The sequence below is a fragment of the Pseudomonas sp. Ag1 genome (assembly GCF_000278565.1).
Taxonomy (GTDB): Bacteria; Pseudomonadota; Gammaproteobacteria; order Pseudomonadales; family Pseudomonadaceae; genus Aquipseudomonas.
In genome coordinates this window covers 159,244-179,737 of record NZ_AKVH01000110.1, presented here as the reverse complement: position 1 = coordinate 179,737, position 20,494 = coordinate 159,244, and the positions used below count along the sequence as shown (strand labels likewise).

General features: G+C 41.0%; 23 protein-coding genes and 1 pseudogene. 15 read left to right on the top strand and 9 right to left on the bottom strand.

All coding sequences use genetic code 11. From position 1 onward, the window contains the following. The first annotated feature begins 130 nt into the window (after nucleotides 1–130). The 3 genes from A462_RS34475 (at nucleotide 131) to A462_RS05320 (ending at nucleotide 1,943) form a co-directional block, all read left to right on the top strand. Nucleotides 131–448 carry a hypothetical protein gene (locus A462_RS34475; RefSeq protein ID WP_133244093.1) on the top strand — a complete coding sequence of 106 codons (318 nt, stop codon included), beginning with the start codon at nucleotides 131–133 and terminating at the stop codon, nucleotides 446–448. A gap of 61 nt (nucleotides 449–509) precedes the next feature. After that, the gene (locus A462_RS05315) at nucleotides 510–995 is read left to right on the top strand and encodes a hypothetical protein (RefSeq protein ID WP_008438433.1); all 486 of its coding nucleotides are present in this window, start codon (nucleotides 510–512) and stop codon (nucleotides 993–995) included. A 54-nt stretch (nucleotides 996–1,049) separates the two neighbouring features. Then, a complete protein-coding gene (locus A462_RS05320) occupies nucleotides 1,050–1,943 on the top strand; it encodes a hypothetical protein (protein ID WP_008438432.1) in 894 nt (297 codons plus the stop codon). Between the two features lie 66 nt (nucleotides 1,944–2,009). Here the strand turns inward: A462_RS05320 and A462_RS34470 are convergent, their stop codons facing one another. The 5 genes from A462_RS34470 to A462_RS34670 form a co-directional block, all read right to left on the bottom strand. Next, entirely contained in the window at nucleotides 2,010–2,153 is a 144-nt protein-coding gene (locus tag A462_RS34470) for a hypothetical protein (RefSeq protein WP_156422427.1), read from the bottom strand. Between the two features lie 108 nt (nucleotides 2,154–2,261). Further along, a complete protein-coding gene (locus A462_RS05325) occupies nucleotides 2,262–3,002 on the bottom strand; it encodes a hypothetical protein (protein WP_157222880.1) in 741 nt (246 codons plus the stop codon). Between the two features lie 223 nt (nucleotides 3,003–3,225). Further along, the gene (locus A462_RS34465; protein ID WP_157222879.1) at nucleotides 3,226–5,124 is read right to left on the bottom strand and encodes a hypothetical protein; all 1,899 of its coding nucleotides are present in this window, start codon (nucleotides 5,122–5,124) and stop codon (nucleotides 3,226–3,228) included. 108 nt (nucleotides 5,125–5,232) lie between these two features. Then, complete coding sequence (locus A462_RS34460) at nucleotides 5,233–5,496, bottom strand: hypothetical protein (protein WP_155717303.1); 264 nt, start codon at nucleotides 5,494–5,496, stop codon at nucleotides 5,233–5,235. A 59-nt stretch (nucleotides 5,497–5,555) separates the two neighbouring features. Then, on the bottom strand, nucleotides 5,556–5,873 hold the full coding sequence (locus A462_RS34670) for a hypothetical protein (protein ID WP_177325585.1): 318 nt from the start codon (nucleotides 5,871–5,873) through the stop codon (nucleotides 5,556–5,558). A gap of 81 nt (nucleotides 5,874–5,954) precedes the next feature. Between A462_RS34670 and A462_RS34985 the strand changes: the two genes are divergently transcribed. Next, complete coding sequence (locus A462_RS34985) at nucleotides 5,955–6,179, top strand: hypothetical protein (protein WP_238544268.1); 225 nt, start codon at nucleotides 5,955–5,957, stop codon at nucleotides 6,177–6,179. Here the strand turns inward: A462_RS34985 and A462_RS05335 are convergent. The 3 genes from A462_RS05335 to A462_RS05345 form a co-directional block, all read right to left on the bottom strand. After that, nucleotides 6,176–6,427 carry a hypothetical protein gene (locus tag A462_RS05335; RefSeq protein WP_008438429.1) on the bottom strand — a complete coding sequence of 84 codons (252 nt, stop codon included), beginning with the start codon at nucleotides 6,425–6,427 and terminating at the stop codon, nucleotides 6,176–6,178. The two genes, A462_RS34985 and A462_RS05335, sit on opposite strands and share 4 nt — an antisense overlap. Before the next feature lie 932 nt (nucleotides 6,428–7,359). Next, nucleotides 7,360–9,936: a hypothetical protein gene (locus A462_RS05340; RefSeq protein WP_238544267.1), complete on the bottom strand. Its 2,577-nt coding sequence runs from the start codon at nucleotides 9,934–9,936 to the stop codon at nucleotides 7,360–7,362. A gap of 59 nt (nucleotides 9,937–9,995) precedes the next feature. Next, entirely contained in the window at nucleotides 9,996–12,668 is a 2,673-nt protein-coding gene (locus A462_RS05345) for a hypothetical protein (RefSeq protein WP_238544266.1), read from the bottom strand. Between the two features lie 791 nt (nucleotides 12,669–13,459). On the opposite strand from A462_RS05345, the gene A462_RS34455 reads away from it, so the two are divergent. From A462_RS34455 to A462_RS34440, 11 genes are all read left to right on the top strand, one after another. Next, the gene (locus A462_RS34455) at nucleotides 13,460–14,026 is read left to right on the top strand and encodes a hypothetical protein (protein WP_157222878.1); all 567 of its coding nucleotides are present in this window, start codon (nucleotides 13,460–13,462) and stop codon (nucleotides 14,024–14,026) included. Nucleotides 14,027–14,173: 147 nt separating this feature from the next. Next, on the top strand, nucleotides 14,174–15,178 hold the full coding sequence (locus A462_RS05350; protein WP_083853251.1) for a DNA adenine methylase: 1,005 nt from the start codon (nucleotides 14,174–14,176) through the stop codon (nucleotides 15,176–15,178). Between the two features lie 260 nt (nucleotides 15,179–15,438). Further along, nucleotides 15,439–15,879, top strand: a complete 441-nt coding sequence (locus tag A462_RS05355) for a hypothetical protein (RefSeq protein ID WP_008438419.1) — start codon at nucleotides 15,439–15,441, stop codon at nucleotides 15,877–15,879. Nucleotides 15,880–15,905: 26 nt separating this feature from the next. Next, a complete protein-coding gene (locus tag A462_RS05360) occupies nucleotides 15,906–16,286 on the top strand; it encodes a hypothetical protein (RefSeq protein ID WP_177324617.1) in 381 nt (126 codons plus the stop codon). Between the two features lie 95 nt (nucleotides 16,287–16,381). Then, on the top strand, nucleotides 16,382–16,984 hold the full coding sequence (locus tag A462_RS34450; protein ID WP_157222877.1) for a hypothetical protein: 603 nt from the start codon (nucleotides 16,382–16,384) through the stop codon (nucleotides 16,982–16,984). A gap of 213 nt (nucleotides 16,985–17,197) precedes the next feature. Then, entirely contained in the window at nucleotides 17,198–17,725 is a 528-nt protein-coding gene (locus A462_RS05365) for a hypothetical protein (RefSeq protein WP_032899775.1), read from the top strand. Continuing rightward, on the top strand, nucleotides 17,725–17,967 hold the full coding sequence (locus A462_RS05370; protein WP_008438409.1) for a hypothetical protein: 243 nt from the start codon (nucleotides 17,725–17,727) through the stop codon (nucleotides 17,965–17,967). Before A462_RS05365 ends, A462_RS05370 begins: the two co-directional genes overlap by 1 nt. A gap of 17 nt (nucleotides 17,968–17,984) precedes the next feature. After that, complete coding sequence (locus tag A462_RS05375; protein ID WP_008438407.1) at nucleotides 17,985–18,677, top strand: SOS response-associated peptidase; 693 nt, start codon at nucleotides 17,985–17,987, stop codon at nucleotides 18,675–18,677. 37 nt (nucleotides 18,678–18,714) lie between these two features. Next, nucleotides 18,715–18,912, top strand: coding sequence for a hypothetical protein (locus tag A462_RS34445; RefSeq protein WP_156890629.1), 198 nt, complete (start codon nucleotides 18,715–18,717; stop codon nucleotides 18,910–18,912). A gap of 77 nt (nucleotides 18,913–18,989) precedes the next feature. Beyond that, a complete protein-coding gene (locus tag A462_RS05380; RefSeq protein ID WP_008438406.1) occupies nucleotides 18,990–19,721 on the top strand; it encodes a hypothetical protein in 732 nt (243 codons plus the stop codon). Between the two features lie 76 nt (nucleotides 19,722–19,797). Beyond that, on the top strand, nucleotides 19,798–20,118 hold the full coding sequence (locus tag A462_RS34440; protein ID WP_156890628.1) for a hypothetical protein: 321 nt from the start codon (nucleotides 19,798–19,800) through the stop codon (nucleotides 20,116–20,118). Between the two features lie 51 nt (nucleotides 20,119–20,169). Here A462_RS34440 and A462_RS0132755 read toward each other — a convergent pair. Next, a pseudogene (locus A462_RS0132755) lies at nucleotides 20,170–20,449 on the bottom strand (addiction module antidote protein). Nucleotides 20,450–20,494 lie beyond the last annotated feature (45 nt).

The window sequence follows — 20,494 nt, the reverse complement described above, 5'->3', positions numbered from 1 at the left end:
TACAAAATATTGCACTGTAGTTTTAGGTTGGTTTTCTGATATTAAAATATTTATTACACTTTTTGGTGTTTAAAACACGTTTTGGTGTTTTTAAATGGTATTGTATTAAAACAAACCATTAATAACTAAAATGAACTACTCTCAAAATAAGACTTACATTAGATTTCCTACCTCAAAAGCAGCTCTAGATGCTTTATCCAAGGTTGCCCTTGCGAGACATGCCGCACATTCTCTTTTAATCAAGCTCTGCACACTCGCGGAAAAAACAGAGAATGGGTATTTTGTCGTCTATACAAACAAGCCAGTATTAATGGAAATCATGGATTGTTCAGGTGAAAATATTCGCAGATGTATGAATATTTTAAGTGAGCAGAGAATGATTGCCGTTGAGCAAGACAAGGTTCACGTTGGAATGATGTGGATAGAAGTTAAGTTCCTTAACCTTTAATAGATTTGCAGAAGAATAAAAAAGACTGCGCTAACAGCCTAATTAATGAGTTGAGGTTAAAATGAAAGAGAACCCTTTTAAAAGTATAGCATTTAATAAGCTTGAAAAAAACGTTTACGCGCCGATTTTTGTAAAAGCTATGCCATTCTTTATTGCAATAATAGCATTCGATAATGTAGCTGCACGAATAATGATGGCCGCGATTGAACGCATGGATAGATTTAATGAATGTGAAGTAATTATTACAGAACTCGACTCCTATTTGGGTGTGAGCGAAAACACAAGAAAGCGAGCATTGAATGTATTGAGGTATATGAATTTTATAGAAACAAAAAGAAATACAGTTAAAGGCGGAAAAACTAAATTTAAAATAAGCGTACAAGTTGCTTGCAAAGGTAACGTTGAAACCAAAGTGAACATGGAAGGTGCTTTTGATGAATATTTATGTCCTTCACTGCTGGTAGACGGGCAAATCTGTAAAGAGAGTTTTGAGAAATATAAGCAGTTCAAAGGTAAGACCAAACACAAAGATGGACTTCCGTTTTGAATTGACGATTTGTATTCCGAAAGGAGAAAAAAATAACAAAAATACGAGAACAAAATGACAAAAACAAAAATAGCTAGAATCGACCGTTTTTCAAACCAGTTAGCATCATTCGAAGCTGACAAATTCCAAGTAATATTCCACCCGGCTACAGAAGTCTTGATTGAGAAAGGCAAGGCGGCTTTCTGCCTTAAAGCCTACAACGCTCAAGGTGTGAAGGATCAGTTCTTCACTGCTGCTGACCTGCTGACCGACAAGCTTTTCAAGCTGATGAGTGCAAAGAACATCGAAGGGTATGACGTAACGATTGTCCCGAAGTCTAAGACCTTCCACTACCTCACATTCAGCTCTGTCACGTCCGTGAAGCTCAAAGACCTGGCTAGCCTTGGCTTTGCCCCCACTCTGGTAACAACGATCAAGGGTAGCCTGCACAGCAAGCTTTATGACCTCGTTTGCAGGATCGGCAAGCATAAGGACGATGACCAGTATGCATTCAACGCACAGATGTTTGTGTGGGCTCTGAACAAGAGTGTCAGCACCTTGCGCGTACCTCGCCCAAAGAGCCTTGAAGCACCGATCCACGCTGCTGGATTCAAGCACCATGGCACAGGGTCATTCGTGACCTGCAATCGCTCGCTAAAGCGTTCCTGCACTGAATGTGTGGCTCAGATACAGAAGGTAAAGGGAATGAAGCTCACAGCGCCTGCTGTTGGAGCTGGTAGCCCTGATGACACCGCTTTCTACCTAAAGGCTTTACGAGAAACGCTGGTGTACAAATCTCGGCTTCTTGGTGATGCCGTGATCGATGATGTGATCGATAGGAGAGTGGCTAGACAAGCATTTGCAGAGCATTACAGCGGTGATGACGTGTTGGCCTTCCTGTTGAGCCAGGGTCACGTCAAAGCGAGGGAAAATGCATTTGAGCATGCTGTGAAGCTCATGACCTTCTGATGACTGACCTAAAAAAAGCCTCGTGAGAGGCTTTTTTATTTTTTAACTAATCAAATATTACCTCGTCTATTCTTTCCCCTCTGCTGAAAGCCTTTTCTGATAGGTAAAGCTTATTATTTGGGCTTTCTTCAATTTTTTTTGGTTTATTTTGATTAGGTCTAGAAATTCATATAGCTCCTTAAATGACTCATCATCGTTAATTTCTTCCATTATGTAATCCTGTTTTTCAGCATAAGTGCTGAATACAAGAATTATAACATTTGAACGCGCATTAATTAGTGATAAAACGACTTGGAATGCAGCTGGCACCATTAAGTGTCAAGCCTTTCGTTGAATGCTATAATTTATCACTTTACATGGTAAATAAATGCATAGCTTTAAGAATATAGTCAAGAGAAATTGAAAAATAACCAAGTAGTAAAATGCAAATAGTGGCGATAACCCCGCTTTTAGTTCTACGCTCGATAAATTGTGCAAATCATAGTAAGGCGGTTCAATTGGTGTTACCAGCTTGTTCGTGGCATAAAGATTACTGATCTTTCGTATTTCTATTAAGCTGGTACTTTGTTCTCTTATGAATCTGAACTGTGCATTTTTGAATTGGTAATGTGGGAATCGTGACGGGCTGTATGCTTCATATTTTTCCAAGGTTGCATCTTCAAGTATTACGTTAATATCCTGGATTTTTAAAAGCTCAAACCTAATCTGTGTGTTTAAGAAAATAAAAAAAGTCATAAAAAATATGAAAAGCGCCACTATAAAAGCTCCCTGAATATTGTCCAGACAGAATTTTTCTTTCTTAATTCTGATAACGATTTTGATGCATCGCCATATAAAATAAGAAAAGCCCGCTGCAACAGCGATGTAGAACATTGATGCTAGGTGTTCTTCTTTTAAGAACTGATGAACATAGTATCCTTGTCGATCAAGGCTTTTATGTAGAAGAATTAAATATGAAGCAGATAGTAAAAATAAACTTACACCAATAAAGGTTAACATAAGCATTAATAATGTATTCAGCTTACTTTTTTTGTCTGTCGCTGGTTGATTGTTGTCCATTTTTGTAGTGGTTTGTTTGTTAATCGAATTATAGCATTTTGGTTTTGCAAATTAGCCCGTAAGCAATGAAAGTTGAAGAGTTCCTATTTAGGATGGCTGTCGATTGATTTGAGAGCTTTCTAAGGTTGGAGGGTGCCTTTGTGGTGGGTAAGGTTAGGACGGCTCATGGCGGTGGTTTCAAGGTACAAAAAAAGCCCCGTAGGGCTTCTGTTGGTGGCTTATCTTAATCAAAGACCTTTACTGTGAAGCTGAAATGTTGAGGTGTTGATTTCGCAAGAGAAACGTATTTGACAGTGACTGTGCCATTGTTAACGCTAGTGCCAGAAAGCGATAATCTTTCTAATCGAATTCTAGATTGTGTTAAGCCATCTTGATTAATGTATTTATCCAATGTCACTGGTACTGATGATATTTTTACGTTAGCTGATTGACCCAGTTTCGTTTTAAATGTTTTTACAAGATTAGTTATTTTGTTTTTATCGAAAGCCTCGGAACTTAAATTGTCAGCATTAATATTCATTACATAGGCTTTGCCTTCAAGCTTCGATGTGTCTATTTTGTTGAGTTGGTCGATTATCAAATCGCTTTTTGAGATAGAGGTTGTGGTGAAACTCAAGTTTGAAAGAACTGAATCTTGCAAATGTTCAGTGCTAGGTGCGTTTATTTCATCGCTTACCGAAACAGCAGTGCAGGTATTTGAATCAAGAATTGGCGTGGTTCCATATGGATAAACAGTACCTGTGGTGCTTTCAGCTTTTACTAAATACTTTGTGATTTTACCTATAAATCCGGCTGGGCATTCTTCTTCAATGATTTCTTTCGTAGTCGTTGTGATTTCTTTTATGCACGATGTTGTGTCTTCGCTTTTCGTTTGGAACGTTGTGTTTGTCGCTCCGCTTATAGGGTCAAAGATTGTGATGTTGTCTCCAGTCTTGGTAACGTTTCCTGTGTACGTTCCTGCTTGTGTTCCATAATACGAATCACAGCTTACGGTTTCGCTACCGGGTTTTACTTCAACAGTGACGGGGCCTGACGCTTTGCAGCTATTTTCAGTTTCAACAATGTATGAAGAATCGTTTTGTGACCAAGAGATGTATTGTTTTAATTTTAAGTGCGTTTCTCTTATGATTTTTCCTGATTGGCCTGTTGGGCATGAAACCTCATTTGTGCTTGTTACTGTGTCTTTCATGTAGTAGCAGGCATTAGAAATAAGCACTGTTAATTTCCAATCGCTGGCAATTCCTGCTGGTGTCACCGTCCTTGAATAAAGCCCGTTCGTAGTTCCAAGTGGGTAGTTTGGGTTCACTGATGGGCAATTCTCTTGTACAAGCTGTTTGTTTTCAGTTTTTGAACAAGTGTCTTGTGTTGTGATAAAGCCAGAATCATTTTTTGTGCTACCAGTTTTCCATAAATCATACGTTCTCGATTGCGTCATTTGCCCGGTGTAACCAGCGGGGCATGTAGGATTTTTGGTTTCAGTTACTGTCTTAAAGCATTTGTTAACGTTTGTAAAAAATCCGTTTAAATTCCATTCTCCTGCTATGCCGTCTTTTGTCGTTCTTGTCCATGTCCCAAAAATCGTTCCGAATGGAAATTCAGGGTTTTTTATTGAGCAAACTGGATTATCAAAAACCTTTGTTTCTACTAATTTACAAGTGCTAGTAACCATCACACCAAAACCTGTTTTAAAGTTACTGTTTACTCTGTCTGAACTCCATAGCGTATATTCACGACGTTTATTTATCGACCCTGTTTCTAACGGATTTTCGCATTTTTGCGAAACTACTTCTGATACAACTTCCGATATTTTAGCTTCTTCCATTGCTGTGTTTGTCGATTCGTAGCATTTTGACAATATTTCAAATCCGTCGCCATACGATTCACTACCATTTACAAAAACTCCATTTCCTTTGTTTACATAGGTTTTACTACCATCTTTATTAATAAAAAAGACTCGTCTCATACTGATTTGTTGCCCCGACTTGCATCCCCCGTCTGTTGACCATGTTTCTGCGCCTAGCGATTCTTCGTATGTTTGTTCAGCAGGCCATGTAATTGCTGATGCTGTGTTTGCTATCAACAAAACAGAAAGTGTTGATATGGCTATTAGTGATTTTTGCATGATTTAAAGGTTTGTTTATTAGCTTAATTATACCATTTTGCCGTTTGCATACTTTTCCTTTGGGCAAAATTAAAGCCTCTGATGAGGCTCTAGTTGATAAGTGGTTAATCATGAAGCGTCTATATGGGCGTCGTAATCGTTTGTGTCTTCATAATCTTCAATAGGAATTCCTTTGAAGTCCGTGCTAAAAAAAGAACGTGACTGTGCATCCATGTCAACGAAACCCACTGAGTCAACAATTTGTCTCGTGGCCTCAATCAGGTTTTGTTCATCTATATTCTGTTTTCCTGATTTGTTTTGAGTTGAGTCATTCGCATGGGATAAACTCGAAAGCAAGGCTAAAGCTGCAAAGGTAAATAATCTGATTTTCATTTTAGTAAAGGTTTGTTGTTTTTAAATAATAGCATTTAAAAAAAGAAAATCTAATTATCTTAAAGAATAAATTCTTTATTGTCTTTATTTTTAAATATAAATGTTAAACTGTAAAGGCAAGCAGCAAGTTGTTCATCTTTTAGTAAAGTCCGCTGCTTGTAGTTAGGTTTGTTTTTAGAGAAGCCCGCAATCATGCGGGCTTTTTGCTTTCTCTGATTGCTAAGTGGCTTTGCTGCGAGATCTGGAGGTAGGATCAGATCGTCTACCTCCAGGGCTGCACTGACATGTCTCGACCGATCCGCAACAGGTACAACCCTAGGGAGCGCATTCAGCTTGATTTTGACGTGGCTACGTGTGTCCTGAACCTGAATCAACACCTACAAGCTTTCCGTGAATTCTCGGTCTCTGATGACCGCGAAGCCTTTCTACGGACACTAGGAGAGGTGGCAAGGAATGCTATGCACGTACACCAGATCATCGCCTGTTGGCTTGGGCTTTATGGCTTGGGTGAGGATGGGGAGTGGAAGGAGTACTGCAGGGCGTTTGTGGAGAAATTCGTAGAGGTTGATACGGGATTTGCAGAAGTGGCTCTAGCTGATGCCGTCAGCTACTCACAGAGCCTGCTGAAATCCCTCGATGCTGCAAGTAGTCAGCTTGCCGGTGGAGCAGAGAAGGGCGGTTAGGCTTCAACCAGTTCTAGGATTTCGCAACGGCTATCAATGATGAGCCTTCGGCCTTCAAGGTGGCCTATGGGCTCTCCGTACTGAAATAGGACGTTATCCACAAGGAATCCTGCTTCTGTATGGAGGTTGGCGGCGGTAAGGCTGGAATCGAATCTGTACAGCCTTCCGGCTACCAGCGCGCCTACATCTTGGCCGTTGTGCAGCACAATGCACGGAATATGAGGGTTGTAGCTGAATTCCTTGTCCATCTGGTCAACTCCCTGAACCTACTGTATGGATGAGTATACGCTGCGGTGTGGTGCCCTGGAGTTGGACATATTCTATCGGCGTAATAGAGGCTTCGGATTCTGTTCGGAATGGCCTAGGAACGGCCTAGGGAAGGTTGAGTACCTGGTAGAGCATCCGCTGACGCGAGAAGCACCTGGTATGGCTTATATGATTGGATAAGTAGATTCTCGTTGAATGGTTCGACTGTACAAAGCAAAAGGCTTTTTGGATTTTATTCACGGGCTATTCAGTGTGATAGAAGTAAATGGCAAATGGGTTGAGCTTTAATGCTTGCCATTTGCCGCAGGCATTGAGCTTTATTTAATCCTACCTGCAAATTTATTGAATAGACCTTTCATTCCTGACGTGGTGAAGCGGCTAGCTACGATTCGTTTATAGTGATTGTACCGATTGACTTGTTTGTAATAGATGAGTTCTCTGATTAGCCACGCTACTTTTGAAATCTTCTGTGCGAACAATCCGATTGTCCATAAACAAATCGAACAGATGATTACTAAGTGGAAGGGGAACATGTCGGAGATTGGTGTGCTGCGAACAGAAAAATAAGCATACCAAACATAGATGTTTGCTGAAATGAACGTGATAACCAATAAAGTTGGCAGAATCATCCAATACCTAAAAAGGCTGTGATCTGCTTGCATTAGCCTTCGTATTGGAAAGAAAGTCGCTAATAATCCATATGGGAAAAATAGCGCCGTCAATTTTGCTATTTTGTAGAGGTTGTCTACTTCACAATATTGGCTCATTGCATAATCGAATTGTTGCTGAATAGCGCTTTTCTCTTCATCTGAATACTGAGATTCATTTTTTGATAATTTGATTGACATTATAGTGTTAGGTTGTTTTCCTAATTATAGCATCTGCACAATCTCAAATTGGCCATAAGGCCAACTTATATATTGTTTTTTCCGAATTTGCTTGAAGAGAATTCTATTCCTTGGGCGTGTTCGGGGAGATTGCTTTCGGTTGAATACAGTATCACTCCTATGAAATCTTTGATTTGGGTTGATCTGCGAATTATGTGAATGCATAACATTAAGACAATACAAAGGTAGATGCTGATTCCCATCAGGGTTGAATAAATGTCGCCAATTCCGGTGATTCTGTATCCGATATTTAAACTGCCGGTTATCTTTTCTATGTCTATAACCTTATAGATAAATAGCGCTTTTATGTACCATAAGGAGTGGTACAGCATCACGGCATAACAGGTTATTGAGAGAAAAAGTAAAACCAATTCTTGGATGAATTTAAACATATCCGTATGCTTGTCAACTGTTGTTCCATTGATGTTTTGAAGAATTGTAGTCGGTGCCGTGATAGAAAAACCAATCATGGATTTGATAGATGTATATATTACGCTCATAAAACTCAATGCAATTGCAATAGGAATTGCCCAAATCAATGCGTTACCACCCAAAATTAGGGAGTTTGCAAAAGTGTCCAGGAAGTCAGCCATTTGCGGAACCTTGACGATTATAGCTAGCGCTATAAGGGCTTCAGGTCCGACGCTTAATCCTACGGGGTTGTAGATCTCATTGAAGCCTGTTGTGGCTGTTATACCTGTTGCAAGGATTGCAATCTTACCTGTGAATGATCCAAAGAAGCTTGATGCAAGCTCTATTACATTCTTGCTAGCGTTTAATCCTGCTGCCTCTTTGGTTCTGCTAAACGTGTTCTTTCTGATCGCATCATTTACTCTGAGTTCTGCTTTTATAATCATACCTACTGCAAGAAGGTTTTGCCCAAACCCTTCGATTTCTAAAAACACAGAACCACATTCTCTGCCACTTGGCGACGTTGAGCTAGAGTACTGCAAGCAGTCAACAACTCTATCTATACTTAAAGGACCGTCATTTCCGATTGTAATGGATTTCAAAAATGCTGTGTCCCAATCCTTTGCAACTGGTGATAATTGGCTTGCATCAAGACTATTGTTTATGAAGTACTGTAAATTAATATTCGACTGAATCCTTTCGTATTCAACAGTAAAGGCTTCTTTGTCCTTAATTTCAGATGTAAGTATGCTTGAGGATTGATACATGTCTAATTTTAACGTTGAAGCTAATTGCTCACCTGGTCCAGAGAATAGGGTGTTTTTGAAATCGGTATTCAATATCTTTGCCAAAAAAGTAACCATGTTGGGATTGGTCATGTATCTGTTTTTGAAATAAAGGTTGTAAAAATTCAGTGAGTCAGCACAGTTCTTTGGGCTTGAATCATTTGCACAAGCCCTTTCTGCACAAGCTCTCAACGTTGATTCAAGAGTCGAATTGCTAGTAAAGGTGGTTGAGTTGGCATCACGATCTAAACTGGTTTCTGACCCGGCGCTGTGGTCAACAGTTGAGCAAACTCTTACCATTCGGTCTTTGGGCATCAACGCTTCTGTGTATCCTGGAACCCTGTTGAGGTCATCAATCACGCGCCCGTGCATGCATTTTGCGGCATCGTAGGCATAGTCTTTAATGCTATTAGGGCTCATACCGCTAAGATTGAAATTCTCTTCGTCACTGCAAACGAGCTGACCTGATGTGTATGTGTCAGGTACTCCCAATCTAGGTTTACCTGCCTTGATTACGTTCTCAGCGATTCCTTGTGCCTTCTGAATATATTCTTCCTCAATGATACGTTTCATTGTCTCAATCGAATTTTCCACATAGCTGGATAAGCCATAACGTTTTGCAATGCTTTCAGTATTCATGTCGATAGTGAAGCTGACATCTAGTATGCAGCTCCCCACTTGGTGAAAGGCTGAAAATTCACCTGTAGACTCGTTAAAGTTGAAGATGATTTTTTGTTTTTTTGAGGCTTCTTGCTCTGACATACTCGACGTACACAATTGAAAGCTAATCGCGTTGTACTCGTTAGCTGGTCCACCTGAATTCACAGCGGGGATAAAGCGCTTTGGGTATTCAATTTTGGTTTGTTGAGCATCGTTGAATAAATAATATTCCGCTATGGAGTGAGCTTTGTAAAACGTCCCTATCGCTAACTTTGTAAATATGTTGTATCTAATCCCCTGTTCATTCACGAAAACGGGAAAAGCAAAAGCATAAAATAGTAAGGTGATTAATGTGGCCGTTAATGCAGAGTTTTTCTCGTTCATTTTTTGAGAGGCTGCGGCAAATACTTTAATATAAAACCACCTGCTAAGAATTAAAAACGCAAGAGTGGTAATCACTGTGAGCATTTTCCAGATAGACTGATTTACTATCTTGGATACGCCGCTATTAAACTTGTTGTTCTTTCCTATGCAGTTATATTTGCCAGTCTCTGTCCCTTGAGCAATGCTCTGTGTCATTTCACAGCCATACAATGAGTCTAATACTGGCTCTGTGAATCCAGACCTTCTTTCTTCATCTGTTTGAGATTGGATGAATGCAGTTGCTTTAGAGCCAATAGACTCTGCATTAGCAAATTGAGGGCATAGGGTTAATATAAGCAGAAATGCATAGGTTGAGAATTTCATTAAGAGTGGGCTTGTTTTAAAGTATTATACCATTTCAAGCCCTTCCTAATGACGCGTAATCAGCTTCGTTTGTAAGATGTTAAAGAAGAAATAAAGCCCGTGCTTAACTTACTAATCATACCAATTGAGCCCATCGATAAAACGTTTACGATAGTCATCATCCAGCCTATAACCTTGATTCCCGCTTCTGCAAACATCATGTGTCCTCCGAGTAATTTAAGGGTGTTTTGCATAAAGTGCAGACAAATGCTTGTCGAAACCAATGTCACTATGAACGGTCTTATACACTCAATAAAGAATCCAACAATGTTGTCAAAGATACCGCCTCTTTCATAATAGAACGATGCATCTGTGAATACTAAAACGACCCTGATTACCTCCCAATTTATTGTATATGCAATAAGAGGCAGTATAGGGAAAACTGCAATGCTCACTGCAAACGCAAAAATATTCCTGCGCATTGCGGCGAAATTGTCAGCGTCATTCAGCCTCACGAAAGCGAAAAGGAAAAATGGTGAGAATTTGATGAGCGCAATAACAAAGTATTTTTGTGTGACCGCCATTGTGTAGAACGGCAATATAGTTACTGAGATAAGCAAAAATCTGTAACCATTACTAATCATGTCAAGTGTCAGGCTCAAAGACACAATGCTTGAACCAATACCTGCTGCTATGAAAGTTACGGTCTGTGCTAATGAGCTTCCAGCTTGGATTTTATTCTGTTTACCAATGTTAGCCGCGCTATCAGTTTTAGGCATTTCAATTTTTGACTTGGCATAATCGTTAGCAATTTGCCCTGTAATAGCAAGGGTCAATCCGAACGCTCTCAAATCGCTAGCCGTATTGCTTAAGCTTGTTGCGTACAATTGATAACATTTGATTGGGTGAGTAACTGAAAGCTTGCAGCGTTTTAAGGCAGTAGAAGGCAATTCAAAGCCTATTCCTGCGCCCTGTTCAAAGTCATTGTGCATTCCTGCAGACGTACCATTATCGAAGATCAGCTTCTGAGTAATAGCTTCTGCATCCGTGATAGTTGGCAATGTTGCACGGTCAGTCTTTAAAAAGTAATTTCTGACGTATTGGCTAATGTTGACGCGGTTATTATAGTCAGCTTCATATCCGTGCGCTCGTGCCCATTCATCATCTATGAAGAAATCCACTGCCTTTCTTTCTGAAATTTGCAAGACTTTGGTGTTGAATAGGTTTTGATTGATGCTCGTGAAAGTAGTCTCTTCAACAAGATTCTGGTAATTGAAATAGAAATTTAGCTCCCCCTCTTTAATCATTTTTTTCAACTGGTCCAGGATCGAAGGACTTTCCCAAGCCGTGCTGAACGCATCGTTGAAGGCTAAAATTCTGTCACGATAAGTGTCTTCCAGTTTCTTTCTTGTTTCGTAGAGCTTTGTTTTGTAAGTCGCTATTGGGTCTTCGCCCATCACTTGCCAGTCGTTTCCCACGCATTCAATTGAACCTGTGCCTCTTGTCCCAATACCTTTATGTGCATCAATGTAGGTCTTTGCGGAAAGGCGCAGTTGTTTATTTTCGGCACATACCAGATTCAAAACTGTTACAGCCACATCGTCAGCTAGCTTAAAATCGTTTGGTAATTCTTTGAGATAGGTGTTTGCTCTCGTGTCTTTATAGAACATCACCATTACGTTGTTTTTGATGTCTTCGTATTCAGCCTTCTTGTTTTCAAATGGGCCGTTACGCAGTTCATTTCTTAATTGGTTTGCAGTTGCTTCTACTGTGCGAATGTCAGCTTCGTCCCTGTACCTTTCGTTGTACCTGACTTCCTTTAGGTAAGGTGTTGCTGCACCTGCATCAAGCTCTGATTTGAATACAGTCACAGGGTCAAGCTTAAACAATAGCTCTCCGTTATCACTAAATTTCTTAAATGTGAAGGTATTGTTTTCCTGTTTTGAGATGTCAGATAGCGAATTCGATACAACCCAATTCGAAGAATCACTCTTATTGAAAATGTCGTTGTAAAGTTGACTTGAAAGCCTCGCGACAATGGCTTTTGAAATTAATTGGTTCGACAATGCCGAAGCCGTAAAAGCGGCTTGTCCCTTTGTCACTTCATCTATTACGCCTGTTTCAGAGTCTTTAACCGTTGTTTCCAAATATCCCTTCTGTCTAACCCAACTTACCATTTGTATGAATTTCTGCTTTGCGATTTCTGATGTTACGTCAAGCCTTATGATTACTGCATCTGCTATGGATAAAGAGTTTTTCTGTCCGACCATTCCTAGCCCAATTATTCCAATCGCCACTATTGCTATGAATAGATTATTCAAGAAGCTATATCTGGCTTTTACCTGTTCTCCATGATCATTTTTAGAGTCATGAAATTCACCCGTTTTCCAAGCTTTGAGCGCCATGATTAACCATATTATGATAAATATGGCAATTATTAGGTATGAAGCTAAATCCCTTGTGTATTGCTTGTCTCTTATAAAATGATCTTGGTTCGCTTCATCAAAACGTAACTGTGAATCTGATTTTGTTTCTTGTATCTTTGCGTATTGTGCATCTTGATTATTGCTTAGAAGAAGAACCCCTTCGCCCACTGAACTGCTCATTAGCTTGATAGCGATGTTTTCAGGGCAAAGCGTTGATGAATTAGGATCTACTGTTTTGTTATCAGATTTGAATCCACACTCTGCTGCAGATGCTTGTGACAAGTACAGAAAAGGCAATAGAAGAAGAGCGAGAGCTAATTGACGCATTAGTAATAGGTTTGGTTTTCTAAATTATACCATTTGGCTTCGTGATTTCGGCTGATAAGCCGATTGTCTTTTTACCCATTTGCCATGCTCCAGGTGGATTTTGCACCGTCCTTGGATAGGCAGTGTGTAGCTCTCGCTCTGCTTCCTACCCCATCACATTGCATAGCTTGTGAGCCTATTGTGCCGGGGAGACAAGCAAGCTTCTGGTGAGCTGTGCGAAACATCAGGCGTTGTTCGGTGGCCTTGTTCTCTGTTCTGAAGCTGTGATCCACATATTATTTCAAAATCGTTTTAATCGACCTCCTTACACCTGATCGAGTTTGACTATCAGAAATGGCAAGTGTGAACAGCATTTCCAAAAAAATCAGATTTATATTTTTTTCCAAAATAGTCATTTCCTTTTCTTAAATGACCTCTAGCCCCGAGAAACTAAGAGCTGCAGCGATGTGCGAGCTTCTATGTGTTATTTACCAAAATCATCATTTTGGATTTAAGATTTTTTGGCTAAATAAAAATCTGTTTTTTCTAGATTCTGGCTGTTTGACAATATTTTTAAAATCATTAAAGTTCGCTTCATCGAATCAACGGGATTCGAAAAATAGTGGTTATGGAAATGCCTTGGCGTGAAAGCTCTATGCGAAGCTTCAACGGTATTACCAGTAAGTAATCGTACCAATCGCACTATCTGAAATAGCCCATTTCTAAACGCTGATTGATTTCAGCAGTGCGAACCAGAAAAGTTAAAGTCTTTTCCGCTATCTCATTCTGAGAGGCGTACCCGGTATTTCCATATGGCTAATATTTTTAGAAATGAGATTGCGATTCACTGCAGCAAGAGCGATTTAGATGAAATAATTGATTTTTGTTTTAGCGAAGATGGAGGTAGGTATTATTTCGATTTTGAAAAGATTGCATCACTAGGTGGTAGCTCCGAACGTGAAGTTTGGGGTTGCGATTCTGAGGCATTTAATTTTGAAATAACAAATAAAACTGACGTGGTTTTGGTTTTTAGATTTGATACGTTGAATGGTGTACCTCATCGTATTGTTCCAATTCTATTTGATAAATTTAAAAGTTGTTTAATTTCGCATTTGTTGTGCTGTGAAATGCTTTCGTGTGCAGTAATTCTCACGCGTATTTCGAATCGAGTAAAACCATTGGTTGTGAGCGCTTACAAAGGTGAGTGTAGCCTCAATGAAGAACGATGGATTAACGATATAGGACTTATGCTTTGGGGGTATTCAGAACGCCCTAGCTTGGCAGAGCAGGGATTTATAGATGTCGGTGGGGGTCATTTTGTTAAAGCCTACACACCTGATGAGTATGAAAGTCTGTATCCGAGATTTAAACCCGCATAACAAATGATACTTGCTTAAATCTTATGCATTAACTGAAACGCTTTCACGTTTCTAAAAGCAGTTTTGAACAATACTGCAATGCATGCCAGAAAAGTTAAAGTCTTTTCCACACGTCACTTCTGACGATGTGCGCCGCTCTGTGCGCGTTTGAAATATCTCGGTTCCAAAACAAAGCTGCTTGGTTTCATCGATTCTGTAATTAATGAATGTGTTTCAACTATCTCAAAGCCGTCTAATGAGATTGTACTGTGTGACCTTTTTTCAGGGTCGGGCAGGGTAGCGAATCACTTCAAAAACCGTTTTAAGGTCGTAGCTAATGACCTGGAGTACTACTCCTATGCGACGCTTGAAAATCTACTGAACAATGACCCTTCGACAGTCTACGAATGTCAGCCGATCATCGACTACATGAACCACGGCATGGATGGTGTTGAAGGCTTCATTTTTCAGAATTATAGCGAAGCTGGTGGCCGTACCTTCTTTACCAACGGTAACGCTTTGAAGATCGATGCTGGGGTTGCGCTTGTGTACGAGCTGTATGGCAATGGGGAGCTGACTGATGGGCAGTTCTACTATTGCCTCTGCTCTGTCCTAGAGGCTGCTGACAGGGTGAGCAACACCACTGGGCTGTACTCATCGTTCCTCAAGAAATTTACTGCTGCATCCCTCAAGCCTATCGAGTTCAGAGGGTTCGACCTGAAAGAGCCCGTTGCAAGTAATGAGGTGTATCTCGGTGACGCTAACGAGTTGTTGCAGCGGGTGAGTGGTGATGTTCTCTACCTCGATCCACCCTACACGTCCATGCAATACAGCAATGCTTATCACGTCCTTAACACCATTTCGCAGAACGAGCGCCCGACGATCCACGGGATAAGCGGTCGGCCTGAAGGCCGGAACGTTTCTCCATGGGCTAGCAGGCCGAAGGTGGAAGCCGAATTCAGGCAGCTTGTTGATTCGGCCAATTTCGAATACCTGGTCATGAGCTATTCCAACGAAAGCATCATGCCGATGGATCTGATTGCTGATGTGATGAGTAGTTACGGCAAATACCAAAGAAAGGAAATGCAGTACAAGAAATTCAAATCACGAAAAGAAGCTGCCAATGAAATTTACGTGACTGAATACCTACATGTGTTGCACAAGGCCAATTAATTAAGAGGATTAACTTAAAATAACTGCAAAATCATAAAAAGTTTTAGACGGAAAATTTATGTCCGCAATCCCGCTGGCAGTAATTTGTAAAGGTGATTTATGAGTGTCGATGAATTAGAGATAGACAGCTTTTGGGGGCTTATAAATAAGAAGATTTACATGGTACAACCCTAGCCTTTGAAGTTGACGAAGACCCTTTTTAAGAATGAATGAACTACCTATCAGCAATTCTGCTGGTCGGTTTAAGATAAGGTGAATATATGTTGCAAGTAGAGTTTAGCTTTGATGGCGAGCAAGTAAAAATCGATAAATTCGTTTTTGATAATTTTCCTCAATGGGACAAGGTTTCGGATATCAGTCAGTATAGAGGTGCAGTTTCTGAATTAATCGATCAAATGGGTTCTGTTTATCATATGAATCTTTCAAACCCGGAGACATTGATTTTTTGTTATGAGTGTTATGGCTTTGATGACGATTTTCTTCAAGAAACATTTGAAAAGCTTATTGCATCAGGTATGACCGAAATTTACTTAAATTATGCAGACAATGACGGTGAATTTGCGGGTTACGTGGATTTCAGTTCTGAGGTAATGGTAAGAGAGGAATTCAACGGGGGCGACATAGCTGATGTTAGCGAGCAACTGCGTGCTGTTCTTGAGTCGTGGGACACAATGAATCATTTATTTAATGATGATGATTGAATAATGCCATTCAGCAATTCCGCTGATTGGATGATAAGAATGGTGGTTTTATGATGCTAATAGAAACTATTTCTCTTGAGGCCGGCAAAAGCAAAAGCAGGGTTTTTCAAGGATTTTGCATGTTTGTTGAAGAAAACAAATTTCGATTAATGGTTGATAATGGGAGATTTGAGAGAAAGGTTACGCGGGTTGATGTGATCGATAGCGAATGTGTTCAAATCTATTTAACAGATGAAACCTGTGTCTTCATTTATGTAGATACTATTGATTATGTTTATATTGATTGGGTTTTTGGGCAGGTTTCTAATTTGAGATCGGATGGAATAAAGCAGTGGAATGTGGCTAGTAAAAGATACGAGCTTGAGTATGAGGATGAATTCAAGACTCTATCTTTTTATTTGGATTGATTCGTGAATAGTGCTTATCGTTATTTGTGGGTTTTAAAATGATATAATTAACTCTATGAAAGTAATTACGCTTTCATAGCAAAAGGTAAACAAGCATGAGCAAACAATTTACGAAGGATAATTTAAATGACATAGTTACTGAGTCTATTGTAGATTCTTTAAACTACAATAATAAGCAAGCTGTGACTCGAGCAAGAGGAGGTATTCCCAAGCCGGATCAAACTTATTTTGAACGGTACTCTAACAATAAATCGTTGATTCTTAAAAACGCTGGAGTGGAAGAGTCATCGATTCCTGAGAGTATTAATATTGAAAATGTTTTAGTGGCTAAACAAATTCATGATTATATAATTGGCAATCATCATTTGGTCGATTTTAAAGAGTATTATTTGAATGGTCATTTCAAAATTGATCCAACCGGTCCTCATACTACTTTAAAAATAACCGAAGAAAAACTACTTCGATATAATGGAGTTGAGACTCTGTTGAATATTAAGCCGTTGCATAATCAGCCGATAGGGAAAGGTTATACCGTTGACATTCCTTCGCAATACAACGTCGCACCTTTGAGAGCAAAAGGTCTGTTGCAAGGTTTGATGTTTGCTGAAGGTTCTGTCAAGTCAGCATATGAACACATGCAACAACAAGAATTAAATTTAAAGCAGAAAGAACCTCAAAGGCTAAAGCCCAAAATGTGAGAGCATCCCATGCTAAACAATCAGACCGCCCACACAGGCGGTTTTTTTCGGTAAAAAATAAAGCCCTATCAAGGGCTCTATAGTGATTTAACCGTTCTTGGACCGTTCCACCTCAACCCAAATATTAGTTTCTAGTCTATGCTTTTTAATGAATTTCTTACCATTGAGGGCCTCCAAATTTCTACCTGAAGTTAAGTGGATGAGGGTTGAGACTTGAAAATTGCATGCCTAGGATGGGGATCGCTGATATGGAAGCCGGGTGTGCTTCCTTTAGCTTCAGACTGGTTCAGTGACGGGCCTGAACTGCCTATCGAGTTTTCACGGGTAGGCGATGGTGGGGAGCTTGCAACGGCGGTATGCCTCAACGGTCCACCGTGTCAGGTGCTTTGGGCAGTCCTAGACGTTCAGTCGCTCGATGAGGCTGTGCAGGCCCTCCGCATACGTGAGCAGATTCCCGATTATAGAGCTGATGGAGTGGGTGTTTTTACCATCAACAGTTCTACGGTTGGTGTACTTGGGAAATGGGCAGCGGATAGGCAGCTCAATGCCGTCATATGGACTGCCTTGCCTCCACGATTTGAAGACGTAGAAGGCTTGATACCCTCTCTAGATGATGTGCTTTCGTACCTGATCTCCCTGGACGGCAAAACGTTGGAACACGCCAAGGCGTACATGGAAAACGTGCCTGAACAGATCGATACACCGTACCGGCGAGAGATCAAAAAGCTTGGGTGGGACTGATGAGCAAGGACAGCAAGACACTGCTAGCTGGAATCTTCGAACATCTCCGGGTGTTACGTGCAACGGTCGCTGAATTGGAATCTGTTGTTGAGATCGAGGTTGATGCTCTCCGGGGCAGTCAGACGGTTGATGTGGATGACTCGATTCGTCTGTCATTCGTGAAGCTTCAAGACCAAATAGGGGCCATGGAAGAAACCCTAGCAACGATTGCTGAAGCCACGGGTGAGATTCCCAAGCTCTGACATTGATGGAGGTGCGTATGTGTGGACGATTCGTGATGTTCAGATCCCTGGACGAATACGTGCAAGAACTCGACCCGCAAGGTGATCTGTTCGCCCCGGTGGATAAGACACCCATTGGTCGCTACAACATCGCTCCCGGTACAGACGTTCCTGTCATTCACGCCGAGCCTGACGGCCCGCAGATTTCGTCCGTGCATTGGGGCTGGAAGCGTGAAGTGTCTTGGCCGAAGCCGAAGGTCGTACAGCCGATCAATGCACGCATAGAAACCATTGCGAAGGGTAGGTTCTACAAGGATCTGTTCCCTGACCACAGGTCATTGGTAATGGCTGACGGTTGGTACGAATGGGTCAAAGAACCGGGTGATGAGAAGAAGCAGCCGTTCTTCATCAGGTTAAAGAGCCACAAGCCTATGTTCTTCGCTGGACTGGCCCAGGTAGAGCCAGGTATGTCACCTGATGAGCCACCGGGCTTTTTGATTATCACTGCTGATGCTGATGGGGGAATGGTAGACGTTCATGACCGTAGGCCCGTGGTTCTTTCTCCCGTGCTTGCGCGGGAATGGCTTTCTCCTGATCTGACGAAGGATCGAGCAAAGGAAATTGCCCGCGATCTTGGGCAACCTGCAGAAGATTTTGAGTGGTATCCGGTCAGCAAAGACGTAGGGAACGTGAAGAACAAAGGGGCTTATCTCATAAAGTCGATAACCTAAATGGTATAATTTGGGTATAACAAAATATTAAGTTTCCATGACTGACGTATCAGATATTAAATACTCGCCAGACCAAATTTTTTCAAATGATCAGATTGATCAATTGAGAAAGCAAGTCACATGGTGCGGCGGCACTATCGCGGATGAAATATATTGGGAAGGATATTCAGAGAGCCCATTATCAATCAATGAAGATCAAATGCTGTTTTCAAATAAAATGCCGAAAGGGGTTTAAAGGTTTAAGAGGGTTAAGAGATTTAGATGTAGGCAGAAAGAAATGCTATGATTTATTCATAACAATTAATAATATCCATGGCTAATCTAAAATCTGAATACCGCGCACAGGTTCAAAGCTTCATCAAAGCTTTGGATTACTCCAACAACGTCAGCCCTGACGTTGATTACAAAATGTCGAAAATCAAAGAAGAAGCGTTTCTACCGCGCTGGTTAACAGCCTTGATTGCAGAAGAGGTTCGTGCGCAAGGCGTGAAAGCCCCGAACGTACTTAATTTTGGTAGCCCTGTTTTCACCAACACCGTGATTCAGAAGGATGGAGAAGACTACTATGGCTTTGACATGTGCAATGTCTATACACAGAAAGACCATGCTCCAATGACCATCAATGCCTTAACCAAGACTGTGGATAATTACGTCACCTTGAGGAATCACAGTGTCAGCCAAGGTGAGCTTATGCTTGATCTCGATAACACCTTTAAGAAGTGGTACGAAAAGGTGAAGGGTATGACGTTGAAAGACACTGAAGCGCAGTTGGTGAGGAACATCACTGAGAAGGGGATTCCTATCAAGAAGCTGGATGACCTCCAAAAGCTTTCTGGCGACGATTTCACTAAATGGCGTGAACTAGACATGCCCAATACCTGGATAGCCCACAATCCATACGTCAAAGGCTTTAAAAACGAATTCATTGTTCCCAACAGGTTTGCTGATTTTGAAAACTCTTTTGCTAAACGAGTGATGGGCGTTTTTTCTGAGCCTGCCCCGGTTGAGCAAAATAAGCCTGGTAGGCCAAGATTTAAGTTATGAAATTAATTCGCCTTATGGGCGAATTTTGCTTATTTGGTTTGGTATAATTTGACTCATAAACAAAACTATATTTACTATGAGTAAAATTAAATTCAAATCTGATGACGAATATTTAACCCATTTCGAAGGGTTGATTGACTCTTTAAGGCATATAGCCCGTGATTACGGTTATTGCGCGTATGGCTTATCTTACAAAGATTATTCAGGAAGAACTGTAATTTCTTTGGACTACTATGATGTAAAACTAGATTCGATGGTGAGCTGGGATCTGGTCAAAGAAGTAGGGGTTGCTGTTCGAAGATTCAAGAACAAAGAGGTATTGCTTTTCCGTGGCGAGACAGTAATAACTCATAAGCAGATAAAATATTTAAAAGAAATTGAATTACAAGCCTCCTAGATGGAGGTTTGATTTACTCATGCTCCCGGTCAGTCCGGGAGGGTATCGGGCCTAAACGTGCTGTGCCGTCAGCTTCACGCCTAGCGCATTCACAAGCTTTAACACTGTGTCATACCGGGGCTTTGCACCTGGTGCCTGCTTTGTACAGGCTCTCACGGTTCATGCCTGCATCTCGGGCCAACTGCGACATACCACGGGCCTTGGCGACTTCTTGCAAGGCGCGCAGGAACACGTCAGGGTTTGGGTCTTCAAGCGAGGCAGTGAGGAATTCACTGATGGTGTCCTCGTTTGTGAGGTATTCAGACGCCTCAAATGGCTTGAGCTGGGTCATGTACGTTCTCCACGATCGATCTCGTTTAGGCTGGGTTAAGCGGTC